The sequence below is a fragment of the Roseomonas haemaphysalidis genome (assembly GCF_017355405.1).
In the GTDB taxonomy this organism is placed as follows: domain Bacteria; phylum Pseudomonadota; class Alphaproteobacteria; order Acetobacterales; family Acetobacteraceae; genus Pseudoroseomonas; species Pseudoroseomonas haemaphysalidis.
This window is the reverse complement of the sequence record NZ_CP061177.1, coordinates 2761325-2787222: the sequence shown is the minus strand read 5'-3', so window position 1 is coordinate 2787222 and position 25898 is coordinate 2761325. Positions and strand designations below refer to the sequence as shown.

Annotated in this window: 22 protein-coding genes; 11 read left to right on the top strand and 11 right to left on the bottom strand. The window is 70.2% G+C overall.

What is annotated here, in order from left to right:
- Positions 1-27 precede the first annotated feature (27 nt).
- From IAI59_RS12900 to IAI59_RS12880, 5 genes are read left to right on the top strand one after another with little or no spacing between them, the layout of a single operon-like run.
- Positions 28-1545 carry an ABC transporter substrate-binding protein gene (locus IAI59_RS12900; RefSeq protein WP_207418248.1) on the top strand — a complete coding sequence of 506 codons (1518 nt, stop codon included), beginning with the start codon at positions 28-30 and terminating at the stop codon, positions 1543-1545.
- Positions 1545-2495 (top strand): ABC transporter permease, encoded by a 951-nt coding sequence (locus tag IAI59_RS12895; protein WP_207418249.1) that lies wholly within the window; start codon positions 1545-1547, stop codon positions 2493-2495. The genes IAI59_RS12900 and IAI59_RS12895 overlap by 1 nt, the downstream gene beginning before the upstream one ends.
- On the top strand, positions 2492-4336 hold the full coding sequence (locus IAI59_RS12890) for a dipeptide/oligopeptide/nickel ABC transporter permease/ATP-binding protein (RefSeq protein ID WP_207418250.1): 1845 nt from the start codon (positions 2492-2494) through the stop codon (positions 4334-4336). Before IAI59_RS12895 ends, IAI59_RS12890 begins: the two co-directional genes overlap by 4 nt.
- Positions 4333-5307 (top strand): ABC transporter ATP-binding protein, encoded by a 975-nt coding sequence (locus IAI59_RS12885; protein WP_207418251.1) that lies wholly within the window; start codon positions 4333-4335, stop codon positions 5305-5307. The genes IAI59_RS12890 and IAI59_RS12885 overlap by 4 nt, the downstream gene beginning before the upstream one ends.
- A gap of 20 nt (positions 5308-5327) precedes the next feature.
- Positions 5328-6152 carry a creatininase family protein gene (locus IAI59_RS12880; protein ID WP_237181124.1) on the top strand — a complete coding sequence of 275 codons (825 nt, stop codon included), beginning with the start codon at positions 5328-5330 and terminating at the stop codon, positions 6150-6152.
- Here IAI59_RS12880 and IAI59_RS12875 read toward each other — a convergent pair.
- Positions 6149-7387 (bottom strand): O-antigen ligase family protein, encoded by a 1239-nt coding sequence (locus tag IAI59_RS12875; protein WP_207418252.1) that lies wholly within the window; start codon positions 7385-7387, stop codon positions 6149-6151. The genes IAI59_RS12880 and IAI59_RS12875 overlap by 4 nt on opposite strands.
- 112 nt (positions 7388-7499) lie before the next feature.
- Between IAI59_RS12875 and IAI59_RS12870 the strand changes: the two genes are divergently transcribed.
- The 4 genes from IAI59_RS12870 to IAI59_RS12855 are packed head-to-tail and all read left to right on the top strand — an operon-like array spanning position 7500 to position 12753.
- A complete protein-coding gene (locus IAI59_RS12870) occupies positions 7500-8066 on the top strand; it encodes a DUF2585 family protein (protein ID WP_207418253.1) in 567 nt (188 codons plus the stop codon).
- Between the two features lie 21 nt (positions 8067-8087).
- Entirely contained in the window at positions 8088-10382 is a 2295-nt protein-coding gene (locus IAI59_RS12865) for a molybdopterin-dependent oxidoreductase (RefSeq protein WP_207418255.1), read from the top strand.
- Positions 10379-11422, top strand: coding sequence for a phosphotransferase (locus tag IAI59_RS12860; protein WP_207418257.1), 1044 nt, complete (start codon positions 10379-10381; stop codon positions 11420-11422). The genes IAI59_RS12865 and IAI59_RS12860 overlap by 4 nt, the downstream gene beginning before the upstream one ends.
- Positions 11419-12753, top strand: a complete 1335-nt coding sequence (locus tag IAI59_RS12855) for an aspartate aminotransferase family protein (protein ID WP_207418259.1) — start codon at positions 11419-11421, stop codon at positions 12751-12753. The genes IAI59_RS12860 and IAI59_RS12855 overlap by 4 nt, the downstream gene beginning before the upstream one ends.
- Before the next feature lie 638 nt (positions 12754-13391).
- Here the strand turns inward: IAI59_RS12855 and IAI59_RS12850 are convergent.
- From IAI59_RS12850 to IAI59_RS12825, 6 genes are read right to left on the bottom strand one after another with little or no spacing between them, the layout of a single operon-like run.
- Positions 13392-14093, bottom strand: coding sequence for an ABC transporter ATP-binding protein (locus IAI59_RS12850; RefSeq protein WP_207418262.1), 702 nt, complete (start codon positions 14091-14093; stop codon positions 13392-13394).
- Entirely contained in the window at positions 14093-14839 is a 747-nt protein-coding gene (locus tag IAI59_RS12845; protein WP_207418263.1) for an ABC transporter ATP-binding protein, read from the bottom strand. Before IAI59_RS12845 ends, IAI59_RS12850 begins: the two co-directional genes overlap by 1 nt.
- A complete protein-coding gene (locus tag IAI59_RS12840; protein ID WP_207418264.1) occupies positions 14836-16674 on the bottom strand; it encodes an ABC transporter permease in 1839 nt (612 codons plus the stop codon). Before IAI59_RS12840 ends, IAI59_RS12845 begins: the two co-directional genes overlap by 4 nt.
- A gap of 6 nt (positions 16675-16680) precedes the next feature.
- Positions 16681-17904, bottom strand: coding sequence for an ABC transporter substrate-binding protein (locus IAI59_RS12835; RefSeq protein WP_207418265.1), 1224 nt, complete (start codon positions 17902-17904; stop codon positions 16681-16683).
- Between the two features lie 18 nt (positions 17905-17922).
- Positions 17923-19104 (bottom strand): aminotransferase, encoded by a 1182-nt coding sequence (locus IAI59_RS12830; protein WP_207418266.1) that lies wholly within the window; start codon positions 19102-19104, stop codon positions 17923-17925.
- A gap of 22 nt (positions 19105-19126) precedes the next feature.
- On the bottom strand, positions 19127-19777 hold the full coding sequence (locus IAI59_RS12825; RefSeq protein WP_207418267.1) for a DNA-3-methyladenine glycosylase family protein: 651 nt from the start codon (positions 19775-19777) through the stop codon (positions 19127-19129).
- 96 nt (positions 19778-19873) lie between these two features.
- On the opposite strand from IAI59_RS12825, the gene IAI59_RS12820 reads away from it, so the two are divergent.
- Together IAI59_RS12820 and IAI59_RS12815 are read left to right on the top strand one after the other, a co-directional pair.
- Complete coding sequence (locus IAI59_RS12820; RefSeq protein ID WP_207418269.1) at positions 19874-20620, top strand: response regulator; 747 nt, start codon at positions 19874-19876, stop codon at positions 20618-20620.
- Positions 20617-21957, top strand: coding sequence for an ATP-binding protein (locus IAI59_RS12815; RefSeq protein ID WP_207418270.1), 1341 nt, complete (start codon positions 20617-20619; stop codon positions 21955-21957). The genes IAI59_RS12820 and IAI59_RS12815 overlap by 4 nt, the downstream gene beginning before the upstream one ends.
- On the opposite strand, the gene IAI59_RS12810 is transcribed toward IAI59_RS12815, so the two are convergent.
- The 4 genes from IAI59_RS12810 to gltX form a co-directional block, all read right to left on the bottom strand.
- Positions 21929-22717 carry a DUF6065 family protein gene (locus tag IAI59_RS12810; RefSeq protein WP_207418272.1) on the bottom strand — a complete coding sequence of 263 codons (789 nt, stop codon included), beginning with the start codon at positions 22715-22717 and terminating at the stop codon, positions 21929-21931. The two genes, IAI59_RS12815 and IAI59_RS12810, sit on opposite strands and share 29 nt — an antisense overlap.
- Positions 22718-22780: 63 nt before the next feature.
- Positions 22781-23242 (bottom strand): hypothetical protein, encoded by a 462-nt coding sequence (locus tag IAI59_RS12805; RefSeq protein WP_207418274.1) that lies wholly within the window; start codon positions 23240-23242, stop codon positions 22781-22783.
- Positions 23239-24432 carry a M20 aminoacylase family protein gene (locus IAI59_RS12800; protein WP_207418275.1) on the bottom strand — a complete coding sequence of 398 codons (1194 nt, stop codon included), beginning with the start codon at positions 24430-24432 and terminating at the stop codon, positions 23239-23241. Before IAI59_RS12800 ends, IAI59_RS12805 begins: the two co-directional genes overlap by 4 nt.
- Positions 24433-24445: 13 nt before the next feature.
- Positions 24446-25837 (bottom strand): glutamate--tRNA ligase, encoded by a 1392-nt coding sequence (gltX, locus tag IAI59_RS12795; protein ID WP_207418276.1) that lies wholly within the window; start codon positions 25835-25837, stop codon positions 24446-24448.
- Positions 25838-25898: the final 61 nt, after the last annotated feature.

The window sequence follows — 25898 nt, the reverse complement described above, 5'->3', positions numbered from 1 at the left end:
CACGCCGCTCCTGGCCCGGAGATTGCCATGACCCCGACCCGCCGCGCCCTGCTCGCCGCCGGTGCCGCCTTGCCCTTTCTTCGCGGCACCGCCACGCGGGCACAGGCCTCCAATGGCATCCTGCGCTTTGGCCTGTCGGCCTTTCCGCCCAACCTGCAGCCCTGGGTCAGCACCGGCGCTTCCGCCGGCACCGTGAAGATGCTGATCCACCGCCGGCTGGTATCCTACGACAGCAAGGGCGAGCTGCGCGGCGAGCTGGCGGAATCCTTCGCCCGGCAGGACGACGGGTCCTGGCTGTTCAAGCTGCGCCCCGATGCCAAGTTCCAGAATGGCGAGCCGGTGACGGCCGACGACATCAAGTGGAACATCGAGCAAATCGCGGGCGAACGCTCAACCGCCTACATGCGCGCGCAGTTCCAGCAGGTGACGCGGATCGAGACGCCTGACCAGCACACCTTGCGGCTGCACACCGGCGAGCCGGTGGCGTCGTTGCCGCACTGGTTCGCCGGCTACAACATGGGCCTGATCTGGCGGAAGTCTGAAGCCAATGCACCTGTCGGGGCCGGGCCTTTCCGCATCGCGGGGCAGGAGCGTGGTACCTCGGTCGATCTGGTCGCGGTGCCGAACCATTATTCCGGGCTGCCCAAGCTGAAGGGCATCCGCTTCGTGGTTTACGCAGACGAGAACCTGCGAGCCGCCGCATTGCAGTCCGGCGACGTGGACATGATCGAATACGTCCCCTGGCAGTCGATGAACATGGTGGAGGCCGAGCCACGGCTGAAGCTCGACGCCGTGGAAGGGCCTTTCATGGACGTGCTGTTCAACGGCACCAAGGGGCCTTTCGCCGATGCCCGCGTGCGGCGCGCCGTGGCCCATGCCATCCGCCGCGAGGACATCGTCAAGGCCGCCTTCTTCGGGCGCGGCAAGGTGCTGGAAGGCCTGCCCATCGTCGAAGGCACGCCCTGGTACGATGCCGAACTGGCGCGCGGCTGGGCTTATGATCCTGCGCGCTCCAAGGCGTTGCTGGCCGAGGCTGGCGTCGGCGGCGGCTTTTCCACCACCATCCTGGCCACCGCGCAGTTCGGCATGCATAAGGACACGGCGGAAGTGGTGCAGCAGCACCTCGCCGCCGTCGGCATCCAGGCGGAGCTGCGGCTGCCGGACTGGTCCACCCGCGTCAGCCTGGGCACGCGCGGGCAATACGAGATCGCGATCCACGGCGTGTCGGCCGAGAACAACGATCCCGACGGGCTGACCAGTGTGCTCGATCCCAGCCTGTCGCCTTCGCACGGCCGGTCCTTCGGCGTGCAGGCGCCGCGCACCGCGGCACTGCTGGCCGAGGGGCGGCGAGAGCTGGACCAGGCCAAGCGCGTCGAGATCTACAAGAACATGCAGCGCGCGGCGCTGGAGGAAGTGCCGCTGGTCGGGCTTGCCTGGCGCAGCCAGGGCTATGGCATGGCCACCGGCGTGCAGGGGTTCACCAACCTGCCCGGCGCCCTCAGCACCACGTCCGGCGCGATGCTGGAAGCGACGTATTTCGGCTGATGCGCTGGCTCCTCCGCCGCATCGGCGTATCCATCGCGCTGGCATGGATCGTCGCCACCATCGTCTTCATGACCCTGCACCTGGTGCCCGGTGACCCGGCCGAGATTCTGCTTTCCACCGGCGGCGTGGCGCCGGATGCGGCGGCGGTGGCCGAATTGCGGGACCGGCTGGGACTGGAGCGGCCGCTGATCGACCAGTATGGCAGCTTCCTGATGGGGCTGACGCGCGGCGACCTCGGCACCTCGCTGGTCGATGAGTACCCCGTGCTGGACGAGATCGCGCTGCGCCTGCCGCGCACGCTGGAGCTGATCCTGGCGGGCACGCTGATCGCCGTGGTCGTCGGCATCCCGGCCGGCACCTATGCCGCGCTGCACCGGGGCGGGTTGTTCGACCGCATCGCCTCCGGCACGGCGGCGCTGCTGCTGGCGGTGCCGGTCTTCGTGGTGGGCACGCTTCTGGTCCTGGTCCTGGCGCAGACGCTGCGATGGATGCCGGCGGGCGGCTACGTGGCGCTGGCGCAGAACCCGGGGCAGCACCTGACGTTGCTGGCGCTGCCGGCCATCGCCATCGCCAAGGGGCTGGCGGCGGTGGTGTACCGCATGACCCGCGCCTCCGTGCTGGACGCGCTGTCGCGCGACTACGTGCGCACCGCGCGGGCCAAGGGCATCTCGCCGAACCGGGTGCTGCTGCGCCATGTGGTGCGCAATGCCATGACGCCCGTCCTGACGGTGCTGGGGCTGCACATGGGCACGCTGCTGGGCGGCACGGTGCTGGTGGAATACGTGTTCAACTGGCCGGGCCTGTCCACGCCGCTGCTGCGCGCGGTGGAAGCGCGGGACTACCCGATGGTCGTCGGCATCGTGCTGACCATTTCCGGCCTGTTCCTGCTGATCAACCTGATCATGGACCTGCTCTACGCAGCACTCGACCCGAGGATCCGCACGGCATGAGGAAGCTCTGGATTCCGGGCGCGGTCGTCGCCTTCATCATTCTGGTCGCCATCGCGGCCCCCATTCTGGGCCTGTCGGACCCGGTGCGGCAGGACATCGCCCACCGGCTGGCGGGCGCCATGCCAGGCTCGCCCCTGGGGCGGGACGAATTCGGGCGGGACGTGCTGTCGCGGCTGGTCTGGGGCGCGCGCACCAGCCTCGGCGTCGCCTTCGCCTCGGCGTTGATCGCGGGTGTCATCGGCACCGCCTTCGGGCTGATCGGCGGCTGGTTCCGCGGATTGGGCGAGATCCTGACCGTGCGCAGCATGGACATCATCCTGTGCTTCCCGCCGGTGCTGCTGGCGCTGCTGGTTGTCACGCTGATGGGCCCCGGCGCGGGCACGCTGATCCTGGTGCTGTCGGTGCTGTATCTCCCCGGCTTCGCCCGCGTCACCTATGCCGAGGTGCTGTCCGCCCGCAGCCTGGACTATGTGGAGGCGACCCGGGCTTTGGGTGCGCCGACCTGGCGCATCCTGGGCCGCACCGTGCTGCCCAACGTGGCGGGGCCGGTGCTGGTGCAGCTTTCGCTCGCCGTCGCCTCGGCGGTGGTGCTCGAAAGCGGGCTGAGCTTCCTGGGCCTTGGCGTCGTGCCGCCCGCGCCGTCCTGGGGCCTGATGATCCGTGGCGCGCGCGCGACCATGGAGCAGGCGCCGCTGCTGCTGCTGTGGCCCTGCATCGCGCTGACCATCACCATCCTCGCCATGAACCTGCTGTGCGACGGGCTGCGCGACGCGGTGGACCCGCGCACCCCTGCCGCCCGCCGCCCGCTGCGGCTGGTGGACCGCGTGCTGCCCGGCCTGCTGCCGGCCCCGGCGCCGCGCACCGACGCGGTGCTGGAGGTGCGCAACCTGACCGTCGAGATCGCCACCCCGCGCGGGCCGATCCGTCCGGTGCAGGACGTCTCGCTGTCCGTTCATGCGGGCGAGACGTTGGCGATCGTGGGTGAAAGCGGCTCCGGCAAGTCCGTCACGGCTACGGCGGTGATGGGCCTGCTGCCGCCGGTCGCGGTGCCGGTGGAGGGCCATGCCTGGCTGGGGGACAAGGATGTGCTGCGGCTGGACGAGCCGGGAATGCGCGCCCTGCGCGGTGGCCCCATGGCCATGGTGTTCCAGGACCCGATGAGCAGCCTGAACCCGGTGCACAGCGTCGGCGCCCAGGTGGTCGAGGCGATCCAGGCGCACCAGAAGGTCTCCTCTGGCGAGGCCTGGGCCAAGGCGGAGGAGTTGTTCAAACGTGTCGGCATCGCCGACCCGGCGAAGCGGCTGCGGGTCTACCCGCACGAGATGTCGGGCGGCATGCGGCAGCGCGTGATGATCGCCATGGGCATCGCCAACCGCCCGAAGCTGCTGATCTGCGACGAGCCGACCACGGCGTTGGACGTTACCGTGCAGGCGCAGATCCTGGACCTGCTGAACGACCTGAAGCGCGAAACCGGCACGGCGATGATCTTCATCACCCACAGCCTGGGCGTGGTGTCCGAGATCGCGGACCGCGTGGCGGTGATGTATGCCGGGCAGGTGGTGGAGCAGGGCAGCGTGGCCGATGTCTTCGGCAACCCGCTGCACCCCTACACCCGCGCCCTGCTGGACGCGGTGCCGGAAGGCGAGGCGCCGCCGGTCGGCATCCCCGGCATCGTGCCGCCGCCGCATGCCTTTCCGGTCGGCTGCCGCTTCGCGCCGCGCTGCCGCTTCGCCAAGCCGGCCTGCGAGGCCGCGCCGCCGGCGCTGGAGGACATCCGCGACGCGCGGCAGGTGCGCTGCATCCGCTGGCCGGAACTCGCCCGTTCGGAGGCCATGGCATGAGCGCACCGTTGATCGAAGCCATTGGCCTGTCGAAGACCTTTCCCGGCAAGGGCGTGTTCCACAAGGGCAAGCCGGTGCAGGCGGTTAAGCACATCGACGCCAGCGTGTCGCGTGGCGAGGCGCTGGGCGTGGTGGGCGAAAGCGGCTCGGGCAAGAGCACGCTGGGGCGGTTGATGCTGGGGCTGATGCCGGTGACGGAGGGCACCGTCCGCTTTGACGGCAAGCCGGTCACCGGTGGCTCGCGCGCCGAGTGGCGGGCGGCCCGCAAGCGCATGCAGATCGTCTTCCAGGACCCTTATGGCAGCCTGGACCCGCGCCGCCGGGTGGGTGATCAGATCGCCGATGGCATCGGCATCCATGGCATCCTGCCGCGCGCGCAACGCGGTGCGCGGGTGGCGGAATTGCTCGCCAAGGTGGGGCTGGACCCGGCGCATGCCGCGCGTTTCCCGCACGAGTTCTCGGGCGGCCAGCGGCAGCGCATCGGCATCGCGCGCGCGCTGTCCACCGGTCCGGAGTTCCTGGTGGCGGACGAGCCGGTTTCGGCGCTGGACGTGTCCATCCAGGCGCAGGTGATCCAGTTGCTGGGCGACCTGCGGCGGGACCTCGGCCTCGCGATGATGTTCATCAGTCACGACCTGCCGGTCGTCGCCAACCTCTGCGACCGGGTGATCGTGATGTATCTGGGCAAGGTGATGGAGGAGGGCACGGCGCGAGAGATCTTCGCGCGCCCGATCCACCCCTATACCAGGGCGCTCCTGTCCGCGACGCCGATGCTCGACCCGGCGAAGCGCAGCCAGCGCATCCTGTTGCAGGGCGACCCGCCAAGCCCGTCCAACCCGCCATCCGGCTGCGTGTTCCGCACGCGCTGCGCCCATGCGCGCGACGCCTGCGCGGAAGTGGTGCCGGAGCTGCGGCCCTTCGGCGACGGCGCCTCCCGCGTCGCCTGCATCCGGGCCGAAGAAATCTCGTAACAAGAACTGGAGTACGCCAAGTGGCTGCACTGACTTCGCCCAAGGTCCACATGGGCACGCTGACCGGCGGGGAGGGGCGCGAGGCCTTCTCGAAGAACCCCATCATCCTGCTGCCCATGGGCAGCCACGAGGACCAGGGCCCGCACGCGCCGATGGGCGACTACCTCCTGGCCGAGAAGGTGGCGGAGCTGGCCGCGCTGCGCGCCACCGCCGCCGGCACGCCCACCTTCGTCGCCCCCGTGCTGCCTTTCGGTGGCGCCGACTGGTTCGGCCCGATGGTCGGCGGCATCGCCATCAGCCAGGCGACGTTGATCAGCGTCATCACCGACATGGTGGCCAGCCTGCACCGCAACGGCCTGACGCGCGTCATCGTCATCAACGGCCACGGCGGCAATGTCGGCCCCATCGCCGAGGTGGCCCGCGCGCTGTGGACCGAAAAGAAGATCGTGATGCCGAGCCTGTATCTGTGGCGCATCAGCTACGGCCTGCTGCCTGGGCTGATCGGCGCGGAGAAGGCCAAGGCGGTGTCCGGCCACGGCGCCGACCCGCTGACCAGCATCGGCCTGCACCTGTTTCCGGAACTGCTGCGCACCGACATGATCCCGGAGGCGCAGCCGCTGAAGAACGACAGCGTCCTGGGCCTGCCCTATACCGGGCTGGGCGCCGCCAGCTTCCAGGGCGCCGAGATCGGCCTGCCGATGGAATATGACGACACCTACCACCAGGGAGTCGCCAAGGGCGATCCGAAGCTCTGCTCGGCTGAAACCGGCGCGGTGCTGGTGGACAAGCTGACGCAGATCGTCGCGGACTTCTCCGCGCATTTCGCGTCCAAGGTGCCGGCTTAACGCCGCCTGGGCATCGTCATGCCGGCGGCGATGGCCAGTGCCATCGCCGCCGCGCACAGCCACCAGTTCTGCCAAGCGCCGAAGCTGGCGAAGAACGTCACGAAGCCAGACGCCAGCGCCCCCGATGCCGCCGCCGGCACCGCGCAGCGCGGCGCCGCGAAGCCCAGCAGCAGCACCGTCAGCGCCGCCAGCGCGCTGCCAATCCAACCCAGTTCCAAGCGGATCTGCAGCGGCCCGTTGTGCGGGTGCAGGGGCAGGAGGCGCAGGTGCGGCTGCGCGAACCATGAGCGTAGAAACGTGTCCGTGATGCCCAGACGCGCGAGCCGCGCGTCGTCCGGCCGCGCATCGCCGCCCGGGATGCTGCGGGACGATTCCATGCCCCAGCCCTTCAACGGCTTTTCCGCCGCGCGGCCGAGCGCGAAGTCCCAGATCATCAGCCGGTGGATGCCGGAGGGTGGCAGCTGTTCGATCCTGGGCCCGATGGCCGTGATGGTGGGGCCCAGAAGCACCGGCGTGGCCAGCATGGCCACGGCCAGCACCGCCGCCAGCACGCGCGCCATGCCAGGCCGCCACGCAACCACGGCAGCCGCGCCCAGTCCGGCCAGGGCCGCCAGCTTGGCCGTGTCACCCGGCAGGACCAGCAGCAGCACCAGCCCGGCGGCCAGCGCTGCGCCGCGCCAGCGCGCCGGCAGGTCGGCCCCCGCGACGAGGGGCAGCAGCAGCGCCATGACCGACGCCGCGGGCTTCAACCCGAAGGCGAGGCTTTCCGGTGCCACCGTCAAGCCCCGCACGCCGGCACGGATGGCATTGCCGGAAAGGTGGTCCGCCAGGGCGGTCAGCAGCCCGATCGCCAACCCGATCATCACGGCGTGGCCGAGCCGCCGGCGCTGCGCGGGCGCATCCCCGGCCACGGCGCGCGCGGCGGCGGATGCCAGCAGCACCATGGCCAGCAGCGCCGCGGCCTCTGACAGGCTGCGATGGGGATCAATGGCTCCCGGCGCGGTGACCGCAGCCCAGCCGCCCAGCGCCACGCCCGCCCACCCGGTCACCGCCCGCGGCCAGGGCCAGTGGCCCTGCCGCCAGCGGGCCAGCAGGACGCAGGCCACCAGCGCCAGCAGCCCGATCGGCGTCATCGCCTTGGATTGCAGCACGGCGGCGAAGGGGGCGACCACGGCACCCGCCATCAGCGGCAGGCTGGGGGCGCGCCAGTCGAGACGGTCGGCAGGCTGGTTCATGGCGCAGATCCCGGCGGAGTGGCCACAGTGCTGTAAGGCAAACAGGCGCCGGGGTGAAATCGGCAACCGGGCGTGTTAGCGCTGGCTTGGCCGAACCGGCCGGGAGCCTGCCATGCCAACTCGTTTGTCCCCGCCGGCCGCCACCGCGGTCATTCTGGGCATCCTCGCCGCCATGGTGGTGGTCCTTTTGGCGATGGGCCGCGTGCCGGTGTGCGAATGCGGCAGCATCAAGCTCTGGTACGGGGTGGCGAACGGCTCCGAGGGATCGCAGCATGTCGCCGACTGGTACACGCTGTCCCACGTCGTGCACGGGCTGCTGTTCTATGGTGCCGCGCATTGGCTGATGCGGCGCCATGGCCTGCCGGCCCGCGCTGTGGCGGCGACACTGGTGGAAGCGGCGTGGGAGATCGTGGAAAACACCCCGCAGGTGATCGCCCGCTACCGGGATGCCACCATCGCGCTCGGCTACAACGGCGACAGCGTGCTTAATTCCATGTCGGATGTCGGCGCGATGCTGCTCGGCTTCGCGCTGGCGGCGCGGCTGCCGGCCTGGGCTGGCGTGGTGCTGGTGGTGGCCCTGGAACTTGCCGCGCTGCTGGCGATCCGTGACAACCTGACGCTGAACGTGCTGATGCTGGTGTGGCCGACGGATGCGGTGCGCAACTGGCAGGCTGGCTGAAGGAGCGATAGGTTTCCACCCATGACCGAGCTCAAGCCGCATTCCGCCCACTGGGGCGCCTTTGAAGCCGTGGTGGAGAACGGGCGCGTCACGGGCGTGCGACCCTTCGCGCGGGACCCCAATCCAGGCGCCCTGATCCAGTCCGTGCCGGACGCGGTGCATTCCCGCGTGCGGATCGACCGCCCCTATGTGCGTTCCGGCTGGCTGAAAGGCGAGCGGCGCGGATCGCTTCGCGGCAGCGACGCCTTCGTGCCGGTGCCGTGGGACCAGGCCATCCGGCTGGTGGCGGAGGAAACGCAACGGGTCCGCGGCGCGTTCGGCCATGCCTCGATCATGGGCGGGTCCTATGGCTGGTCGTCGGCCGGGCGGTTCCACCATGCCAAGAGCCAGTTGCAGCGCTTCCTGGGTCTCGGTGGCGGCTACACCACGCAGGTGACGAATTATTCCTACGGTGCCGGCATGACGCTGATGCCGCATATCGTCGGCACCAACGACATCATGCAGGGGCAGGTGACGGACTGGCCCAGCATCGCCAAGCACACGAAGCTCATGTTCTGCCTTGGCGGGCTGCCGCTGAAGAATGCGCTGGTCACCGCCGGCGGCGCGGGCGCGCATGAATACGTGCCCTGGTTGAAGCAGGTGGCGGAAGCCGGCGTGCGCTTCGTCAACGTGTCGCCCTTCAAGGGCGATACGCCGGACTTCCTGGATGCCGAATGGGTGCCGATCCGCCCCAACACGGACACCGCGCTGCTCCTGGGCATGGCGCATGTGCTGCTGGCGGCGGGGCTGGAGGACCGGAGCTTCCTGGCCACCCACTGCACCGGCTGGGACAAGCTGCGGCCCTATATCCTGGGCGACGCGGATGGCGTGCCGAAAACGCCCGAATGGGCTTCCGCTGTCACCGAGGTGCCGGCTGCCACCATCCGCCGCCTGGCGCTGGAAGCCGGCGCCGCGCCGACCATGCTGACCGCCACTTGGTCCATCCAGCGCGCCGAGCATGGCGAGCAGCCCTGGTGGATGCTGGTGGCACTGGCCGCCATGCTGGGCGGCATCGGCCAGCCGGGGCAGGGCGTGGTCTTCGGCTATGGCAGCCTGAACGGAATGGGCACGCCGCGCTGGGAACTGCCCTCCGTGTCGCTGCCCGCCACGCGCAACCCGGCCGGCGTGGCCATCCCGGTGTCCCGTGTGACGGAATTGCTGGAGCGGCCGGGCGAGGTGATGCAGTACAACGGCCGTGACATCCCGCTGCCGGACATCCGCATGATCTGGTGGGCCGGCGGCAACCCGTTCCACCACCACCAGGACCTCAACCGCCTGCTGCGCGGCTGGTGCCGTGCGGATACGGTGGTGGTGCAGGAACCATGGTGGACCGCCCCCGCGCGCCATGCGGACATCGTACTGCCGGCGACCACGACGCTGGAGCGCAACGACATCGGCTCCTCGTCCCGCGACCGCTTCGTGCGCGCCATGCACCAGGCGATTCCGCCGCTCGCACAAGCGCGCAATGACCACGACATGCTGGCCGACATGGCCGACGCCCTGGGCTTCCGCGACCGCTTCACCGAGCAGCGCGACGAAGCCGCGTGGCTGCGCCACCTCTACGAGCGCTGGCGCGCGGCCTGCGCCCGCCAGGGGTTCGAGGCACCCGACTTCGACCGTTTCTGGACGGAAGGCTTCGTGGAAACGCCGCGTCCGGACCAGGACTTCGTGCTGTTTTCCGACTTCGCGCGTGACCCGGCGGCGCATCCGCTGAACACGCCTTCCGGCAAGGTGGAGCTGTTTTCCGAAACCATCGCCAGCTTCGGCTACGCCGAGATCGGTGGGCACCCCGAGTGGCACGCGCCGCGCGAGTACCTGGGCGCGGAGCAGGCCCGACGTTTTCCGCTGCATCTCCTGTCCTACCAGCCAGCCACGCGGCTGCATGGCCAGCTGGACCAGGGGCGGGTGGCGCAGGCCAGCAAGGTCCAGGGCCGCGAGCCCATGCTGATGCATCCCGATGACGCCGCCGCCCGCGGCCTGTCGGATGGCGCCGTCGTGCGGATGTTCAATGATCGCGGCGCCGTGCTGGCGGGCCTGAAGCTTTCGGAGGGCATCCGCCCCGGCGTGGTGGCGATGGCCACGGGCGCGTGGTGGGACCCGGGCGAAGACGGGCTGGACCGCCACGGCAACCCCAATGTGCTGACGCAGGACGTCGGCACTTCGCGCCTGGGCCAGGGATGCGCCGCCCAGTCGTGCCTGGTGGAGGTGGTGGCCTTTGACGGACCCTTGCCGGCGGTCGCCGTATTGCAGCCGCCACAGATCCTGGAGCCGGCATGAGTATGGCATTGGGCGAGGTGCTGGATGCACCGCCGCCGCCTGCCTCCACCGCCGATGCCGAAGCCCTCGCGGCCGCGCATTTCGGGCTGCAGGCCACCGCCAAGCCGCTGACCGGCGAGCGCGACCGCAACTTCCATCTGCTTGCCTCGGATGGCGGCGAATACGTGCTGAAGGTTGTGCATCCCGCCGAAGACTCCTTGGTCACGGACTTCCAGGGGCGGGCGCTGCTGCACCTGGCCGAAGCGGACCCCACGCTGCCTGTGCCCCGCGCGCGGTTGCCGCTCGTCGTGCCGTGGCAGGTTCCGGGCCAGCCTTCGCGGCTGGTGCGCGTGTATTCCTGGCTGCCCGGGCGGCCGCTGCACCTGGCCACCCCCGGCGCCGCGCAGCGCCGCGCCCTGGGCGCCCTGCTGGCGCGGGTGGGGCTGGCGCTGCGCGGCTTCAGCCACCCGGCGCAGGACCATGTGCTGCTGTGGGACATCCAGCACGCCGCCCGGGTGCGGCCGCTGCTGGCGCATATCCAGGACCCCGCCCGCCGCGCCGTGCCCGAAGGGTTGCTCGATACCTTCGAGCGGCTGGCGGTGCCCGCCATGCGGGGGTTGCGTAGGCAGGTGATCCACAACGACTTCAACCCGCACAACGTGCTGGCCGACGCGGTGGCGGACGACCGCATCGCCGGAGTCATCGACTTCGGCGACATGGTGTGCGCACCGCTGGTGCAGGACCTCGCCACCGCCTGCGCCTATCACGTGCAGGCCGAGGGGCATCCGCTGGCCGGTCCGGCCGAGATCGTCGCCGGCTATCACGCGATCTGCCCGCTGCTGCCGGAGGAGCTGGACATCCTGTTCGACCTGATCGCCGTGCGCGGGGTCATCAGCGTCGCCATCAGTGGCTGGCGGGCGGAGCGGCAGCCGGACAACGCCGCCTATATCCTGCGCAACTACCCGCGGTCCTGGGCGGGGCTGGAACGGCTCGCCGCCATTCCACGCGACCAGGCCGCCGCCCTGTTCCACGCTGCCTGCGCTGAAAGTGCCCGCCCATGACCGCCAGCACGCCGACCATGATCAATGCCTTCGACGCCCGGGCGACCAATGCCGTCGCCCCGCGCGAGCGCGCGCTGATCGAGCGCCGGCAGAAGCTGCTCGGCCCGGCCTACCGCCTGTTCTACGCCAACCCCGTGCACTTCGTGCGCGGCGAGGGCGTGTGGCTTTATGACCCGGACGGCAACGCTTATCTCGACGTCTACAACAACGTCGCCAGCGTCGGGCATTGCCACCCGCACGTCGTGGCGGCCTTGTCCCGCCAGGCGGCGACGCTGAACACCCACACCCGCTACATCAACGACGTCATCCTCGACTACGCCGAGAAGCTGCTGGGTTACTTTCCGCCCGCCCTCAGCCAGGTGATGTTCACCTGCACGGGCAGCGAGGCCAACGACCTCGCTTATCGCGTGGCGCGCAGCCACACCGGCGGCAGCGGCTTCATCGTCACGCAACTCGCTTATCACGGCGTGACGGCGGTGATCTCCGAGATGTCGCCCTCGCTCGGTGCCGGCGTCACGCCGGGGCCGAACATCCGCACCATCCCGGCGCCGGACCAGTTTCGTGCCGGTGGCGCGGATGTCGGGCAGGCCTTCGCCGCCGCCGTGCGCGATGCCGCTGCGGACCTGCGCGCACATGGCATCCAGCCCGCCGCGCTGCTGGTGGATACCATCTTCTCGTCCGACGGCGTCTTCGCCGAGCCGGCAGGCTTTCTGGCGCCGGCGGTGGCGGCGATCCGCGAAGCGGGCGGGCTGTTCATCGCCGACGAAGTGCAGCCTGGCTTCGGCCGCACGGGCGCGTCCATGTGGGGCTTCCAGCGCCATGGCATCGAGCCGGATCTGGTGACCATGGGCAAGCCGATGGGCAACGGCCACCCCATTGCCGCCATGGTCGCGCGGCCGGAGATCCTACAAGGCTTCGGGGACCGCACCCGCTACTTCAACACCTTTGGCGGCAACCCGGTGTCCTGCGCGGTGGGGCAGGCGGTGCTGGAGGTGATCGAGGGCGAGGGGCTGGTCAGCAACGCGCGCGATACCGGTGCTTATCTGCAGGCCGGCCTGCGCCAACTCGCGCTGCGCCACGAGGCGATCGGGGACGTGCGCGGGGCGGGGCTGTTTATCGGCGTGGAACTGGTGCGGGACCGCGCCTCACGTGCTCCAGATGGCGCGACGACGGCCAAGCTGGTGAACGGGCTGCGGGAGCGCCGCGTGCTGATCAGCGCCTCCGGCCCCCATGCCAACGTGCTCAAGATCCGGCCGCCCCTGGTCTTCGGGCGCGAGCATGCCGACCGCTTCCTCGATGCGCTGGACGCGACGTTGCGCGAGGTCGCCTAGCCGCCGCGGCAACCATGCCACACCCACGGAAGCGAGAACAAAAAGGGTTCAAACGACGCTTGACGGCAACGTTCTGGTTATGTTCATGATGTTCTCATGCAGCAGCAACCTGCCTTCTCCCTCGCTACCCCCCCGCTGCGGCATCGGCCGCTTTGGCCGGCCCGCGCTTCATGGCAGGTGGCGCGGGCATCCCCTCGCTGGTGGCTCCGCCGCGCGGCAGCGGCGGCGCTTCGGCTGCGGGTGCACCCGCTGGTCGAGCAGGGGCTGGCCGGCGGCATCATGGGCATCCTCGCCGGCTGGCTGTTCGCCTGGGCACTGCTGTGGATCACCGCCTGACGCATGAACCTCTTGTCATGGAACGGACACCGCCAAGGCCGCGTTGACGCTTGGTCGATCGTCAGGAGGACGCCGCGTTGCTGAGACGCCGCTTGCTGTTCAATCTGGTCGCCGCCATCGGCTTGGCCGGTGCCGCGACCATTGCCACCACCGGGGAAGCCGAGGCCCAGCCGCCCCCGCGCTGGCGCCGGCGTGCATATCGCCGTCCGCCGCCGCCCCCGCCGCCACGGTGGCGCCGCCGCCGCCGTCGCGGGCCGCCCCCGCCGCGGCCTTACTACCGCTAAGGTCCAGGGCGCTGCCTTTCACACCGAAAGGTAGCGCCTTCTGGCTTCTGCGTCGGCCAGCAATCCGGCCATGGTGCCGGTGTGGCGCATTTCGCCGCTTTCGATCACGCACGCTGTGTCCGCGACCCTGGCGGCGAAGCCGAGGTTCTGTTCGGACAGCACGATCGGCATGCCGTCCTGCTTCAAGGTCAGCACCGCCTCCGCCATTCGCTGGACCACCAAGGGGGACAAGCCCTCGCTCGGCTCGTCCAGCAGCAGCAGGCGGGGGTTGCCCATCAGGGTCCGCGCCACGGCCAGCATCTGCTGCTCGCCACCGCTCATCCGGCCACCTGTCCGCTTGCGCATGTCGCCCAACACGGGGAACAGCGCGTAGACGCGCTCCGCCGTCCAGGCGGGCTGTCCCGCCGGGGCGGGGCGGCGTCCCACTTCTAGGTTCTCCTCCACCGTCAGGCCGGTGAAGATGCGGCGTTCCTCCGGCACGTAGCCCAGTCCGGCCCGCGCGACCTCATGCGGTGGCAGCCCGCCGATCTCGCGCCCGGCGAAGACGACCCGCCCGCCGCTGGGGGGAACCAGCCCCATGATGGCCTTCATGGTGGTGCTCTTGCCCGCGCCGTTGCGGCCCAGGAGGCACAACACCTCGCCCGCCGCGACGGAAAGGCTGATGCCGTGCAGCACCTGCGCGCGGCCGTATCGGGCTTCCAGCCCCTCCACCCGCAACATCACGCCGGCTCCTGGCCCAGATAAACCTCGCGCACCCTCGTATTCGCGCGGATGGCGGCGGGCGCCCCGCTGGCGATCACGGCGCCATGGTGCAGCACCATCACCCGGTCGGCGTGGCCGAAAACCACGTCCATGTCGTGTTCCGTGAACAGCACGGCGATGCCCCGTGCCCGGGCGATCTCCGCGGTTAGCGCCATCAACCCGCCGCGCTCCGCTGGGGCCATGCCGGCGGTGGGCTCGTCCATCAGCAGCAGGCGGGGGGCATTGGCCAGGGCGATCGCCAACTCCAGTCGCTTGAGGTCGCCATAAGCCAGCACGCCGCAGGAGCGTGCGGCCTGGTCGGCCAGCCCCACCTGAGCCAGCGCCTCGGCGGCTTCCCGGGCATACAGGCCACTGGCCGGGCGCCACAGCGCTGCCAGCCTGCGGTGGTGCGACAGCAACGCCATCCGTACGTTGTCCAGCACGGTCATGGAGCCGAAGGTCGCTGTGACCTGAAAGGTCCGCCCCACGCCCAGCCGCCACACCCGGCGGGGCGGCAGGCCGGTGATATCCTGGCCGAACAGCCGCACCTGGCCGGCATCGGGACGGATCTGCCCGTTCAGCATGTTGAAGCAGGTGCTCTTGCCGGCGCCGTTGGGGCCGATCAGCGCCAGCATCTCCCCCGCCTGCACGGATAGCGAGACGCCATCCACCGCCGCCACGCCGCCCCAGCTCTTCCGCAGCCCCCGCGCTTCCAGCATGGTCATGGCCGGCGGCTCCGCAGGGCACCCGCCAGGCCACCGGGAAACAGGATGACCATGGCCAGGATCGCCAGCCCCAGCACCAGCCGCCACAGGTCGGAGATGCGTACCAGCTGTTCCTGCAGGCCCACATAGGCGACGGCACCCAGCACGGGCCCCACCACCGTCTGCACCCCGCCCAGCAACACCATCACCAGCGCATCGACGCTGCGGGGAATGCCCAGGAAGGATGGGAAGACGCTGCCCTTGCCGTAGGCGAACAACGCGCCCGCCAGCCCGGCCGCGGCCGCGGCCAGGGCGAAGGCCGCCCAGCGGACCTGAAAGGTATCGATGCCAATGGCCTCGGCCCGCAACGGCGAATCGCGCTGTGCCCGCAGCGCCATCCCGAAGGGGGAGAACAGCACCTGCCGCAGCGCCACCACCCCCAGGCCGCAAAGCATGAGGGACAGGTACCAGAAGGCCAGCTTGCCGCGCGCCCAATCACTGGGCCAGACGCCGAGGATGCCGTTGTCGCCGCCCGTCACCTCGACCCATTGGAAGGCCGCGCTCCAGGCAATCTGCGCGAAGGCCAGGGTCAACATGGCGGAATACACGCCCGACAGCCGCACGCAGAACCAACCGAATACCAGCCCGACCAGCCCGGCCGCGAAGGGGGCCAGGGCGAGGCCCGCTTCCATGGGCGCGCCCAGATGCTTGGCCAGCAGCGCGGCGGCATAGGCGCCGGCGCCGAAATAGGCGGCGTGGCCGAAGCTGGCCATGCCGCCCGGCCCCATGATCAGGTGCAGGCTGGCGGCGAACAGCACCATCGCCGCCATGTCAGCCAGGATGGACAGGGGGTAGTCGCCCAGCAACGGCGGCAGCGCCAGCAGCGCGGCCAGTGCCACGCCCCCGGCCCAGGCCAGCCAGCCGGGCGCGTGGGGCAATGGCGCGGCAGGCACCGCCGCCGGCAGCAGGCCAGACGGCTTGCGGCCCAGCAGCCCGTGCGGCCGCAGCACCAGGACCAGTGCCATCACCAGAGAGGCCAGCACCAATGTGATGCGCGGGAAGACCAGGATGCCGAAGGCTTGCAATTCCCCGATCAGCAGCGCCGCCAGCGCCGCCCCCCCCAGGCTGCCGAGGCCGCCGATCACCACGACCACGAAGGCCTCGACGATCACGGCCATGTCCATGTGCAAGTTCACCGCCTCGCGCGGCAATTGCAGCGCGCCCGCCAGCCCGGCCAGCGCGGCGCCGAGCGCGAAGACGCTGGTGAACAGCCGCCGCTGGTCCACGCCGAGCGCCGCCACCATTTCGCGGTCCTCCGTCGCGGCGCGCAACAGGATGCCGAAGCGGGTGCGATGGAACAGCAGCCACAACAAACCCAGCACCGCCGGCCCGACGGCGATCAGGAACAGCTCGTATCGCGGAAAACGCAGCCCCAGGATCTCCGTGGCTCCCCGCAGGCCGGGCGCGCGGGGCCCCAGCAGGTCCTGCGGCCCCCAGGCCAGCAGGGTCAGGTCCTGCACGATCAGCACCATGGCGAAGGTGGCCAGCAACTGGAACAGCTCCGGCGCGCGGTAGATCCGCCGCAGGACCAGGAACTCGATGGCGGCGCCGATCGCGCCCGTCGCCAGCGCGGCCAGCAGCACGCCGCCCCAGAAGCCCGTGTGGCCGCCAAGCTGCGCCAGCGGCCCCTGCGTTGTCAGTGTCCAGCCCAGATAGGCGCCCAGCATGTACAGGCTGCCATGGGCGAAGTTGACGATGCGGCTGACGCCGAAGATCACCGTCAGCCCCGCCGCCACCAGGAACAGCGAGGAGGCGCTCGCCAGTCCGTTCAGTCCCTGGAGGACCAGCTGATCCAAGGCGCGCTATCCCTGGGGGCGCCAGCTCCGCACGGTGGCGTCGTCCGGCAGGTAGCGGGCACCGTCCGCGTAGCGCCAGTCCACCATGCCGCCGACCCGGCCATTCAGCTTGGTACGGCCCACGAAGCAGCCCAGCGTCGCCTGATGGTCGATCTTGCGGAACTCCACTTCGCCCGTGCCATAGGCCGTGGCGTAGCGAATGCCTTCGAAGGCATCCACCAGTGCCTCGGTGCCCAGTGCGTTGGCGCGGCGGATGGTGGCGGCGATGGCCTGCATAAGGTCGTGCCCGACCACGGAGCCGCATTTCGGTGCTTCGTTGAAGCGCTTGCGGTAGGCGTCGCGGAAGGCGACATGCGCCGGGTCTTCCAGGGTGTCGCGTGGGTAGCCGGTGACGATCCAGCCGTCCGGGCATTCCTCGCCCAGCGGTTCCAGGTATTCCGGCTCTCCGCTGAGCATGGAAACGACGGCGCGGTTCTCGAACAACCCACGGGTGTTGCCCTGGCGGACGAAGTTGAGCAGATCGACCCCAAAAGTGACGTTGAAGATGGCATCCGGCCGCATCCTTTCCAGCGCCTGCACCGTGGCTCCGGCATCGATGCGGCCCAGGGCGGGAAACTGCTCGCCCACGAACTCGACCTCCGGCTTCGCCTTCTGCAGCAGCTCGCGGAACCACCGGACGGCGGACTGGCCGTATTCATAGTTCGGCGCCACCACGGCCCAGCGCTTCGCGGGCAGCTTGGCCGCTTCCTCCACCAGCATGGCCGCCTGCATGTAGGTGCTGGGGCGGAGGCGGAAGGTGTAGCGGTTGCCCTTGGACCAGACGAGCGCATCCGTCAGCGGCTCACCGGCGGCATAAAGTGTCTTGTTCTGATTGGCGAAGTCGCCCAGCGCCAGCCCGACGTTCGACAGGTACCCGCCGGCCAGCAGCGCCACCTTCTCGCTGTTCAGCAATTCGCCCGCCAGCCGGACGGCGTCCTCCGGCTTGCCGGCATCGTCGCGGAACAGGGTTTCCAGCGGCCGCCCGAGCACGCCGCCGGCGGCGTTGATCTGCTCCTGCGCCAGGAGCCAGCCATTGCGGTAGGGCCCCAGGAATGCCGGTTGGGCGGTATAAGAATTGATCTCGCCAATGCGGATCGGCCCGCCCTGGGCCATCGCCGGCCGCGCCAGGGCGGCGGCGGCCAGGCCGCCCAGAACGGCGCGGCGGGGCAGCACAGGAAGATCGGCGGTCATGGCGGGCATCCTCGGCATTCAGGCGAGCTGGGTGGCGTGGTCGAGGCGGGCGGGCAGCGCGGCCAGCGCGGCATCCCCGGCGTTGGCGAAGGCGAGGCGCAGATGCCGTTCCTGCCCGGGGCCGAAGAAGGGGCCGGGCAGCACGAGCAGGCCCCGCTCGGCCGCCAGCCGCTCGGCCATGGGCATGGCATCCGGCATGCCCGACGGGATGCGGAGATAAGCGAAGTAGGTTCCCATCGCGTCGACATGCCAATCGGGCAGCGTGCCCATGGCGGCGGAGAAGGCGGCGGCGCGGCCGGCCATGACGGCGCGGTTGCCGGCACGCCAGCCCCGCAGCGCCGGGATCGCCCAGGCCAGGGCCGCCTGGGCCGGGCGCGATGGGCAGATCTGGAAGCTGTCGAGCACCTTCAGCAGCCCTTGGCGAAAGGCGCCGCCACCGACGATGGCACCCATCCGGTGCCCAGGAATGCAATAGGATTTGGAAAAGGAATAAAGCTGCACGACGCCATCCTGCCAACCAGCTTCGGCGAACAGTCCATGCGGCGCGGCCGCGGGCTCCGGCAGGAAGTCACGATAGGTCTCGTCCAGCACCAGCCACACGCCGCGCTCGCGGCACAGCCTGGCGATGCGCCCGATGACATCCGGAGGATAGATGGCGCCGGTCGGGTTGTTCGGCGTCACCAGGACCACGGCGCGGACCTGGGGCGTGATGGCCGCCGCCAGCGCGTCCGGGTCGGGAATGAAGCCGTCTTCGGCGCGCGTGGCGAAGGGCAGGGCCTGGATGCCCAGCAGCTCCAGCGTCATGCGGTGGTTAAAATACCAGGGGACCGGCAGCAGCACCGCATCGCCGCTGCCCGCCAGCACCGTCATCGCCATGGTGAAGGCCAGGTTGCAACCGGCGGTGATGGAAACATCCTCCGCCCCGACCGGGGTGCCGTAAGCCACGGACAGCTCGTCCGCCAGCGCCTCGCGCAGCCCGACGTCGCCATCAATGGGACCATATCCCGCCGTGCCACGCTCCGCCGCCGCATGGCCAAGCCGATCCAGCAGTTCAGGATGCGGCGGATAGCCCGGCACCGCCTGGGTCAGGTCCAGCATCGGCCCGGCCGCGCCAGCATAGCGCGCGGCCCAGCCTCGGGCGGCCGGGATGGGCGGCGTGTCGGTGGCATCGGCGCGGGCGGACAGGCGGAGACGGGGCATGATGCGGCGCAGGGTGGCACGGCTAATCGGCCTCGCCAACCGGGCGCCCGGTCACGTGCCGCCAATAATGCCACAGCAGCCGCGCCGCCAGCGAGCGCCAGGGGCTCCAACCCTCAGCCAGCCGCGTCAGGGCGTTGGGCGTGGGGCGCGTGGCAAGGTTCTTCAGGTGGGCCAGGGCGGCGGCCAGGGCCACATCGCCATGCGGAAACACATCGGGCCGGTCTTCGGCGAATAGCAGATGCACCTGGGCCGTCCAGGGCCCGAGGCCACGCTGGGCCGCGAGATGGGCGACGGCCTCCGCATCCGTCATCCGGTCAAGGGCATCCAGCCGCAGCTCGCCGCGCAACGCCGCGGCGGCGAGGCCGCGCAGATGCGCCACCTTGGGGCGGGACAGGCCAGCGGCCCGGAAGTCCTCGTCCCGCAGCGCCAGGAGACCTTCCGGCTGCAGGCTGCCTGGCAACGCCACGAAGCGGCGCCAGATGGCCTCGGCGGCCTGATTGCTGATCTGCTGCCCCAGGATGCTGCGCGCCAGACCACCGAAACCCCGCGGCCGGCGGCGCCAGGGCAGGGGGCCTGCCAGGGGCTCGATAGTGGCGAAGTCCGGGTCCAGGCGAAACAACCCCTCCAGCCCCGGCTGCACCCAGTCCGGGCGGGCTTCGCTCAATGCCCGCATGGCGAATTGCAACGAAGGGATACCGGACGCGCTGACAAGAAACTCTGTAACAATGTCCTCGCGCTCCCGCGCCATATTCAGCTTATGGTCGATATCATGGAACCGCCTCCGCACATCCTGGTCGTCGACGACGACAGGGAGATCCGTGACCTCCTTTCGAAATTCCTCGAAAGGCAGTCCTGCCGCGTCACAGCGGCCCGCGATGCGCGGGAGGCCCGACGCCTTTGGCCGCTCGGCCGGTACCACCTGGTCGTGCTCGACCTGATGATGCCGGGTGAATCCGGCCTGGACTTCGCCCGGTGGCTGCGAGGCCAGTCAGACGTGCCGATCGTCATGCTGACGGCGATGAGCGAGGAAACCGACCGTATCGTGGGGCTGGAGCTGGGGGCCGACGACTACGTCGCCAAGCCCTTCAACCCGCGCGAACTGTTGGCGCGCATCCGTGCCGTGCTTCGCCGGGCGAACGGCGAAAGCGGTGCCAGCCAGGAGCCGCCCCCCAAGAGCATCCGCTTCGCGAACTGGACGCTGGAGCCCGCCCGCCGCCGCTTGTTGAACCCCGATGGCGTGGAGGTGCCGCTGACCGGCGGCGAGTACGAGCTGCTGATGGTGCTCGTGGAACGTCCCAACCGGGTGCTGACGCGCGACATGCTGATGGACCTGCTGCGCGGCCGCCAGGCCGGGCCGTTCGACCGGGCGATCGACGTCGCGGTGTCCCGGCTGCGGCGCAAGCTGGAGGATGACGGGCGCAACCCCAGCCTGATCAAGACGGTGCGCGGCGGCGGCTATGTGCTGGCCGCCACGGTGGAAAAGGCCAACGAGCGGATCGAGGGCGCCGCAGGGTGATTCGCCGGCTGCTGCCGCGAAGCCTGGCCGGCCGCACCGCGCTGTTCCTGACCCTCGCGCTGATGCTGGTGCAGGCGGCGGGCCTGACGATCCATGCCCTGGACCGGGTGGACCTGCAGCGGCTGGGCATGTCACGCGAGATCAGCGCACGGGCCTTTGGCATCTGGCGCACCATGCTGCTGGCCCCGCCCGACCGGCGCGAGTCCATGCTCTTCGATATCGAGATGCCCGATGGGCTGGCCGCCGACCTGTCGGACTCGCCCGCGGTGCGGCCGGGCATGTCGCGCGCGCCGCTGTCCATGGTGCGGCTGTTCCAGCTCGATCTCATCGCGTCCAGCCCGCCGCGCTTCCGCCCGCGCGAGGCGCTGGTGGCCAGCGGTCCGCATCCCGGCCTGCTGGTGGTGGCCATGCGGCTGCCGGACGGGCCGTGGTTGAACCTTTGGCTCACGGTGCCGCCGCCGCGCCCCTGGCATTCCGAAACCTTTCTGGTCGCCTTCATGCTCATGACCGGCGCCGCGCTGGCGCTGATCCTGTGGGCGACGCGGCGGCTGGTGCGCCCGGTTTCCGCCCTGTCGCGCGCCGCCGAGCGCCTGGGGCGTGACGTCAATGCACCGCCTCTGCCGGAAAGCGGGCCAAGCGAGGTCGTCACCGCCGCCCGGGCCTTCAACACCATGGCCGAGCGCATCCGCCGCTTCGTGGGGGACCGCACGCAGATGCTGGCGGCGATCGGCCACGACCTGCGCACGCCCATCACCCGACTGCGGCTGCGCGCCGAGTTCATGGACGACGACGAGCAACGGCGGAAGATGCTGTCGGACCTCGACGAGATGGAAGCCATGGTCAACGCCACGCTGGCCTTCGCGCGGGACGATTCCGCGACCGAGCCTTCGGTGGCGGTGGACCTCGCTGCCCTGTGCCGCACGGTGCTGGACGAGGCGGCCGATGCGCGCCCTGATCTGCCACAGGACGCCATCGCCTATGAGGGGCCGGACCGTCAGCGCATTCGTGGGCGGCCGATTGCCCTGAAGCGCGCGCTGGCGAATCTGGTGGCCAATGCCCTGAACTATGCGGGCAACGCCCGCGTCGTGTTGCAGGCGCCCGTGCATGGCGTCTTGACCTTGAAGGTCGAGGACGATGGCGACGGCATACCGGAGGAGTCGCTGGAGGCGGTGTTCCAGCCGTTCCGCCGCCTGGAAGCCAGCCGCAACCGGGAAACCGGCGGCACCGGCCTTGGCCTGCCCATCGCCCGCAACATCCTGCGGGCGCATGGCGGCGACGTGGTGCTGCGGAACCGCCCGGAAGGCGGCCTCAGGGCGGTGGCGACGCTTCCCGAGTGACGGCTGGGGCGGGTGGCGGAAAGGGGCGGGCCTGCGATTTGGTGGCGTGGCCATGCACCGCGCCGCCGCCGACCGGAGCCCGGCCACGATGGTAATGCCGCTGCCAGCCCTGCGCCTGTTCCGCGCTGCCCGGTTGCTTCAACCCGGCATTGAAGCCGTTGCGGGCTTGCCGCCACCCGTGGTGGGCGGCCTGCAGCGCCGGGTCCTCCGCCAGAGGGCGGGTTTCCGGCTGCATGCCGGCAACGATGTCGCGCGGCACGGGGAAAAAGAAGCAGATCGCCTCGCCTGCCGTGAAGCGCACGGAGTGGAAGGGGCGGGTGAAGCGCCAGTTCATGGTGAAGGTCATGGGTGCCCAGTCCGTTTCCACGACGCCGGACAGCGGGGCGATGCCGTCCTTCACGGCATTAGGCGGGCCGGACACCCAGAGGTTCATGCCCGGCGGCGTGCGGATCAGCGCATCGACATGAAAGGTCAGGATGCCGGCGCCGAAATGGCTGAGCGGCGCCGCACCGGGACCCCCGACCTGCTTGATGGCGATGTCACCGGGTTGGTCGCCGCCGTTCCATACCGCGTCCGAGGTGCTTTCCGCCAGCACCACCCAGCCATGGCTGTTGGCGATGGTGAGTGGCAGGCAGCGATAGGCGAAGCCCTGGGGCGAGGCATCCATCCAGTCGCGGCGCACCGGCGCCGGCTGGATCGGCGGCAAGGGTCGGTCGAGGGTATAGGCGATCAGGCGACGGTCCGGACCATCGGTGGCCATTCTGGCCTCCTCCATGCGATGGGCGGAGGCTAGCCCGGACCGGGTTACCGAAGGCTTGACGCCTCAGGGAGTCGTGCAGCGCTTCAAGGGGGACGGGAATTCGCTGCAGTCGGGAAAGACGATCTCGTTGTTGCCCCGGCGCTCGACCCGCAGCAGGTTCGGATCGGCGCAGCCGAAGCCGGCCCCGAGCGGCACGCGCCCGCCAGGGGGTGCGGCCGGAACCAAGCGGAACTCGACGCCTTGCGGCGTGGCGGTGGCGGTTTGAACCAGCCGTTGGCGCATTGCCACGTCCACCGGCGAGCTGCGCATCACGATGTCCTGCGTGAAGATCACGCTGGGTTGGCCAAAGCAGCCGGCGCCGCCGGTTTCCGATGCCGGAAAGATGCCGCCCGTCCAGGTGCCGAACAGCCAGGCATGCGGCGGCCCCCCGGCAGGGCCCGCCGGCTGCTGGGCATCGGCCGCCAGCGGGGCGGCCAGGGCCAGGGCCAGCGCCGCAGCCGCCGGCAGGGTCCAGGGACGGCTCACCGGGCCTCTCCCATTTCCTCGCGCACCAGGCTGACCCAGTAGCCGACGCCGAAGGGGATGGCGTCGTCGTTGAAGTCGTAGCTCGGCGTGTGCAGCCCCTCGGACGTCGCACCGCCGGCGCCTTGCCCCATGAACATGAAGGCGCCGGGGCGGGCTTCCAGCATGTGGGCGAAGTCCTCGCCGCCAGTCACGGGCTTGGCGTTGGCATCGACCGCCTGCTCGCCCACCAGCGCGCCGGCTGCGGCCACGGCCGTCACGGTCTGCTCGGCGTGGTTCACCAGTGCGGTCGTGCCGCGAAAGTATTCCGGCTCGGCCGTGCAGCCGAAGGTCGCGGCGATGCCGTGCGCCAGTTCGGCGATCCGCCGCTCCATGGTGTCACGCACCTCCGGCAGGTAGGAGCGCGCCGTGCCGCCCACCCGCATCACGGCCGGCATGACGTTGGTGGAGCCGAAGGCGCCACCCTCGATCGCACCCACGCTGATCACCGCCGAGTCGACGGCGGCGATGTTGCGGCTGACGATGGTCTGCAATGCCAGCACGAATTGCGCCTGCACCACCGTCACGTCCGTGGAAAGATGCGGCGTGGCGCCACCGTGCCCACCGGTGCCGCGGAAGGTGACGACCCAGCGGTCGCTCGCCGCCAGGGCCGGGCCGGTGCGGGTGGAGAACAGCCCGAGCGGCATGCCCGGCTCGTTGTGCAGACCGTACACCGCATCCACCGGGAAGCGGTCGAACAACCCGTCCTTCAGCATCGCCACGGCGCCGCCGCGGCCTTCCTCGGCAGGCTGGAAGATGAAGTGCACGGTGCCGCCAAAGTCAGGGTTCTGCGACAGGAATTTCGCGGCACCCAGCAGCATGGTGGTGTGGCCGTCATGCCCGCAGGCATGCATCTTGCCCGGGTTGACCGAGGCATGCGGCAGGCCGGTCGTCTCGTTGATCAGCAGCGCATCCATGTCAGCCCGCAGGCCGATGGCGCGCTGGCCGGGCAGGCGGCCCTTGAGGGTCGCCACCACGCCGGTGTTGCCGATGCCTTCCGTGACCGACAGCCCGTATTCCCGCAGTTTGGCGGCGACCAGCGCCGCCGTGCGCTGCTCCTCCATCCCGATCTCGGGGTGGGTGTGGATGTCGCGCCGGATGGCGGAGAGCTCGGGCTGCAGCTCTCGAATGGCGGAAAGCAGGGTGTCGTTCATCGGTGGGTCTCCGTCAGGCGGCGGCGCGGATACGGGCGAGGGCCTCACCCTTGCCCAGTGCGAAGAGCACGGCGTCGATGGGCGGCGACTGCGTGCTGCCGGTCAGCGCGGCGCGCAGCGGCTGCGCCACGGCACCAAGCTTCAGGCCCTTCACGTCGGCGTAGTCGCGCAGCCACTTGTCCAGATCGGCACGCTCCCACGGGGCATCCTCCAGGAATTCGGCGAGGTCGCGCAGCCGGTCCCTGGCCTCTGGCGTCAACTGCGCTTCGGCCTTGGGCTCGAAGGTGAGCGGAATGCTGGCGGTGGCGAAGCCGCACATGTCGGCGGCCTCATTCAACGTGCGGGCGCGGGGCATGATGTCGGCCATCAGCGCCCGGATGGTGGTGGCCGCCCCCTCCGGCAAAGTGGCGCCGCGGTCGCGCAGGATGGACAGCACGTCGCCGGTGATCTCGTCCGGGTCCTTGGCGCGCAGGTACTGGGCGTTCAGGTGGCTGAGCTTGGCATAGTCCATGCGGCTGGCGGCGCGGCCGACGTCCTTGAGGTCGAACAGCTCGATGGCGCGGTCACGCGGCACGAACTCCTCGTCCCCATGGCCCCAGCCGAGCCGCAGCAGGTAGTTGCATACCGCCTCCGGCAGGAAGCCCTGGTCGCGGAATTCCAATGCGCCCACCGCGCCGTGGCGCTTGGAGAGCTTGGCGCCGTCCGCGCCATGGATCAGCGGGATGTGCGCGAAATGCGGCCGGTGCCAGCCCATGGCGTCGTAGACCATCACCTGGCGGAAGGTGTTGGTCAGGTGGTCGTCACCACGGATCACGTGGGTGATCGCCATGTCGTGGTCGTCGACCACCACGGCGTGCAGGTAGGTCGGCGTGCCGTCCGAGCGCAGGATGATCATGTCATCCAGCTCGGTGTTCTTCACCCGCACCTCGCCCTGCACGAGGTCGTGGACCACCGTCTCGCCTTCCCGCGGGGCCTTGATGCGGATCACCGGCTTCACGCCGGCGGGCGCCTCGGCCGGGTCGCGGTCGCGCCAGCGGCCATCGTAGCGGGGCGGGCGGCCCTCGGCGGCCGCCGTTTCGCGCATCTGCACCAGCTCTTCCGGCGTGCAGAAGCACTGGTAGGCCTTGCCCTGCGCCAGCAGCTCGCGCGCCACCTCGGCATGCCGCGCCTCGCGCGCACTTTGCATCACGGGTGCCTCGTCCGGCGAAAGGCCCAGCCAGTCCAGGCTGTGCAGGATCTGTTGCACGGCTTCCTGGGTGCTGCGCGCCTTGTCGGTGTCCTCGATCCGCAACAGGTACTGGCCACCGTGATGGCGAGCGAACAGGAAGTTGAACAGCGCGGTGCGCGCACCGCCGATGTGCAGATAGCCGGTGGGCGAGGGCGCAAAGCGGGTGCGGACTGTCATGGGCTCGGCCAGATTCCTTCGAGCCTTGCTCGGCTCGCCAGATTTCGTCAGAGCGATCGCT

Coding starts and splice junctions, on each gene's coding strand:
- IAI59_RS12800 (WP_207418275.1), bottom strand. CDS start 24,432: ATGAACGACACCCTGCTTTCCGCCATTCGAGAGCTGCAGCCCGAGCTC.
- gltX (WP_207418276.1), bottom strand. CDS start 25,837: ATGACAGTCCGCACCCGCTTTGCGCCCTCGCCCACCGGCTATCTGCAC.
- IAI59_RS12900 (WP_207418248.1), top strand. CDS start 28: ATGACCCCGACCCGCCGCGCCCTGCTCGCCGCCGGTGCCGCCTTGCCC.
- IAI59_RS12820 (WP_207418269.1), top strand. CDS start 19,874: ATGGAACCGCCTCCGCACATCCTGGTCGTCGACGACGACAGGGAGATC.
- IAI59_RS12835 (WP_207418265.1), bottom strand. CDS start 17,904: ATGACCGCCGATCTTCCTGTGCTGCCCCGCCGCGCCGTTCTGGGCGGC.
- IAI59_RS12865 (WP_207418255.1), top strand. CDS start 8,088: ATGACCGAGCTCAAGCCGCATTCCGCCCACTGGGGCGCCTTTGAAGCC.
- IAI59_RS12890 (WP_207418250.1), top strand. CDS start 2,492: ATGAGGAAGCTCTGGATTCCGGGCGCGGTCGTCGCCTTCATCATTCTG.
- IAI59_RS12875 (WP_207418252.1), bottom strand. CDS start 7,387: ATGAACCAGCCTGCCGACCGTCTCGACTGGCGCGCCCCCAGCCTGCCG.
- IAI59_RS12870 (WP_207418253.1), top strand. CDS start 7,500: ATGCCAACTCGTTTGTCCCCGCCGGCCGCCACCGCGGTCATTCTGGGC.
- IAI59_RS12830 (WP_207418266.1), bottom strand. CDS start 19,104: ATGCCCCGTCTCCGCCTGTCCGCCCGCGCCGATGCCACCGACACGCCG.
- IAI59_RS12845 (WP_207418263.1), bottom strand. CDS start 14,839: ATGACCATGCTGGAAGCGCGGGGGCTGCGGAAGAGCTGGGGCGGCGTG.
- IAI59_RS12850 (WP_207418262.1), bottom strand. CDS start 14,093: ATGTTGCGGGTGGAGGGGCTGGAAGCCCGATACGGCCGCGCGCAGGTG.
- IAI59_RS12885 (WP_207418251.1), top strand. CDS start 4,333: ATGAGCGCACCGTTGATCGAAGCCATTGGCCTGTCGAAGACCTTTCCC.
- IAI59_RS12860 (WP_207418257.1), top strand. CDS start 10,379: ATGAGTATGGCATTGGGCGAGGTGCTGGATGCACCGCCGCCGCCTGCC.
- IAI59_RS12855 (WP_207418259.1), top strand. CDS start 11,419: ATGACCGCCAGCACGCCGACCATGATCAATGCCTTCGACGCCCGGGCG.
- IAI59_RS12825 (WP_207418267.1), bottom strand. CDS start 19,777: ATGCGGGCATTGAGCGAAGCCCGCCCGGACTGGGTGCAGCCGGGGCTG.
- IAI59_RS12895 (WP_207418249.1), top strand. CDS start 1,545: ATGCGCTGGCTCCTCCGCCGCATCGGCGTATCCATCGCGCTGGCATGG.
- IAI59_RS12810 (WP_207418272.1), bottom strand. CDS start 22,717: ATGGCCACCGATGGTCCGGACCGTCGCCTGATCGCCTATACCCTCGAC.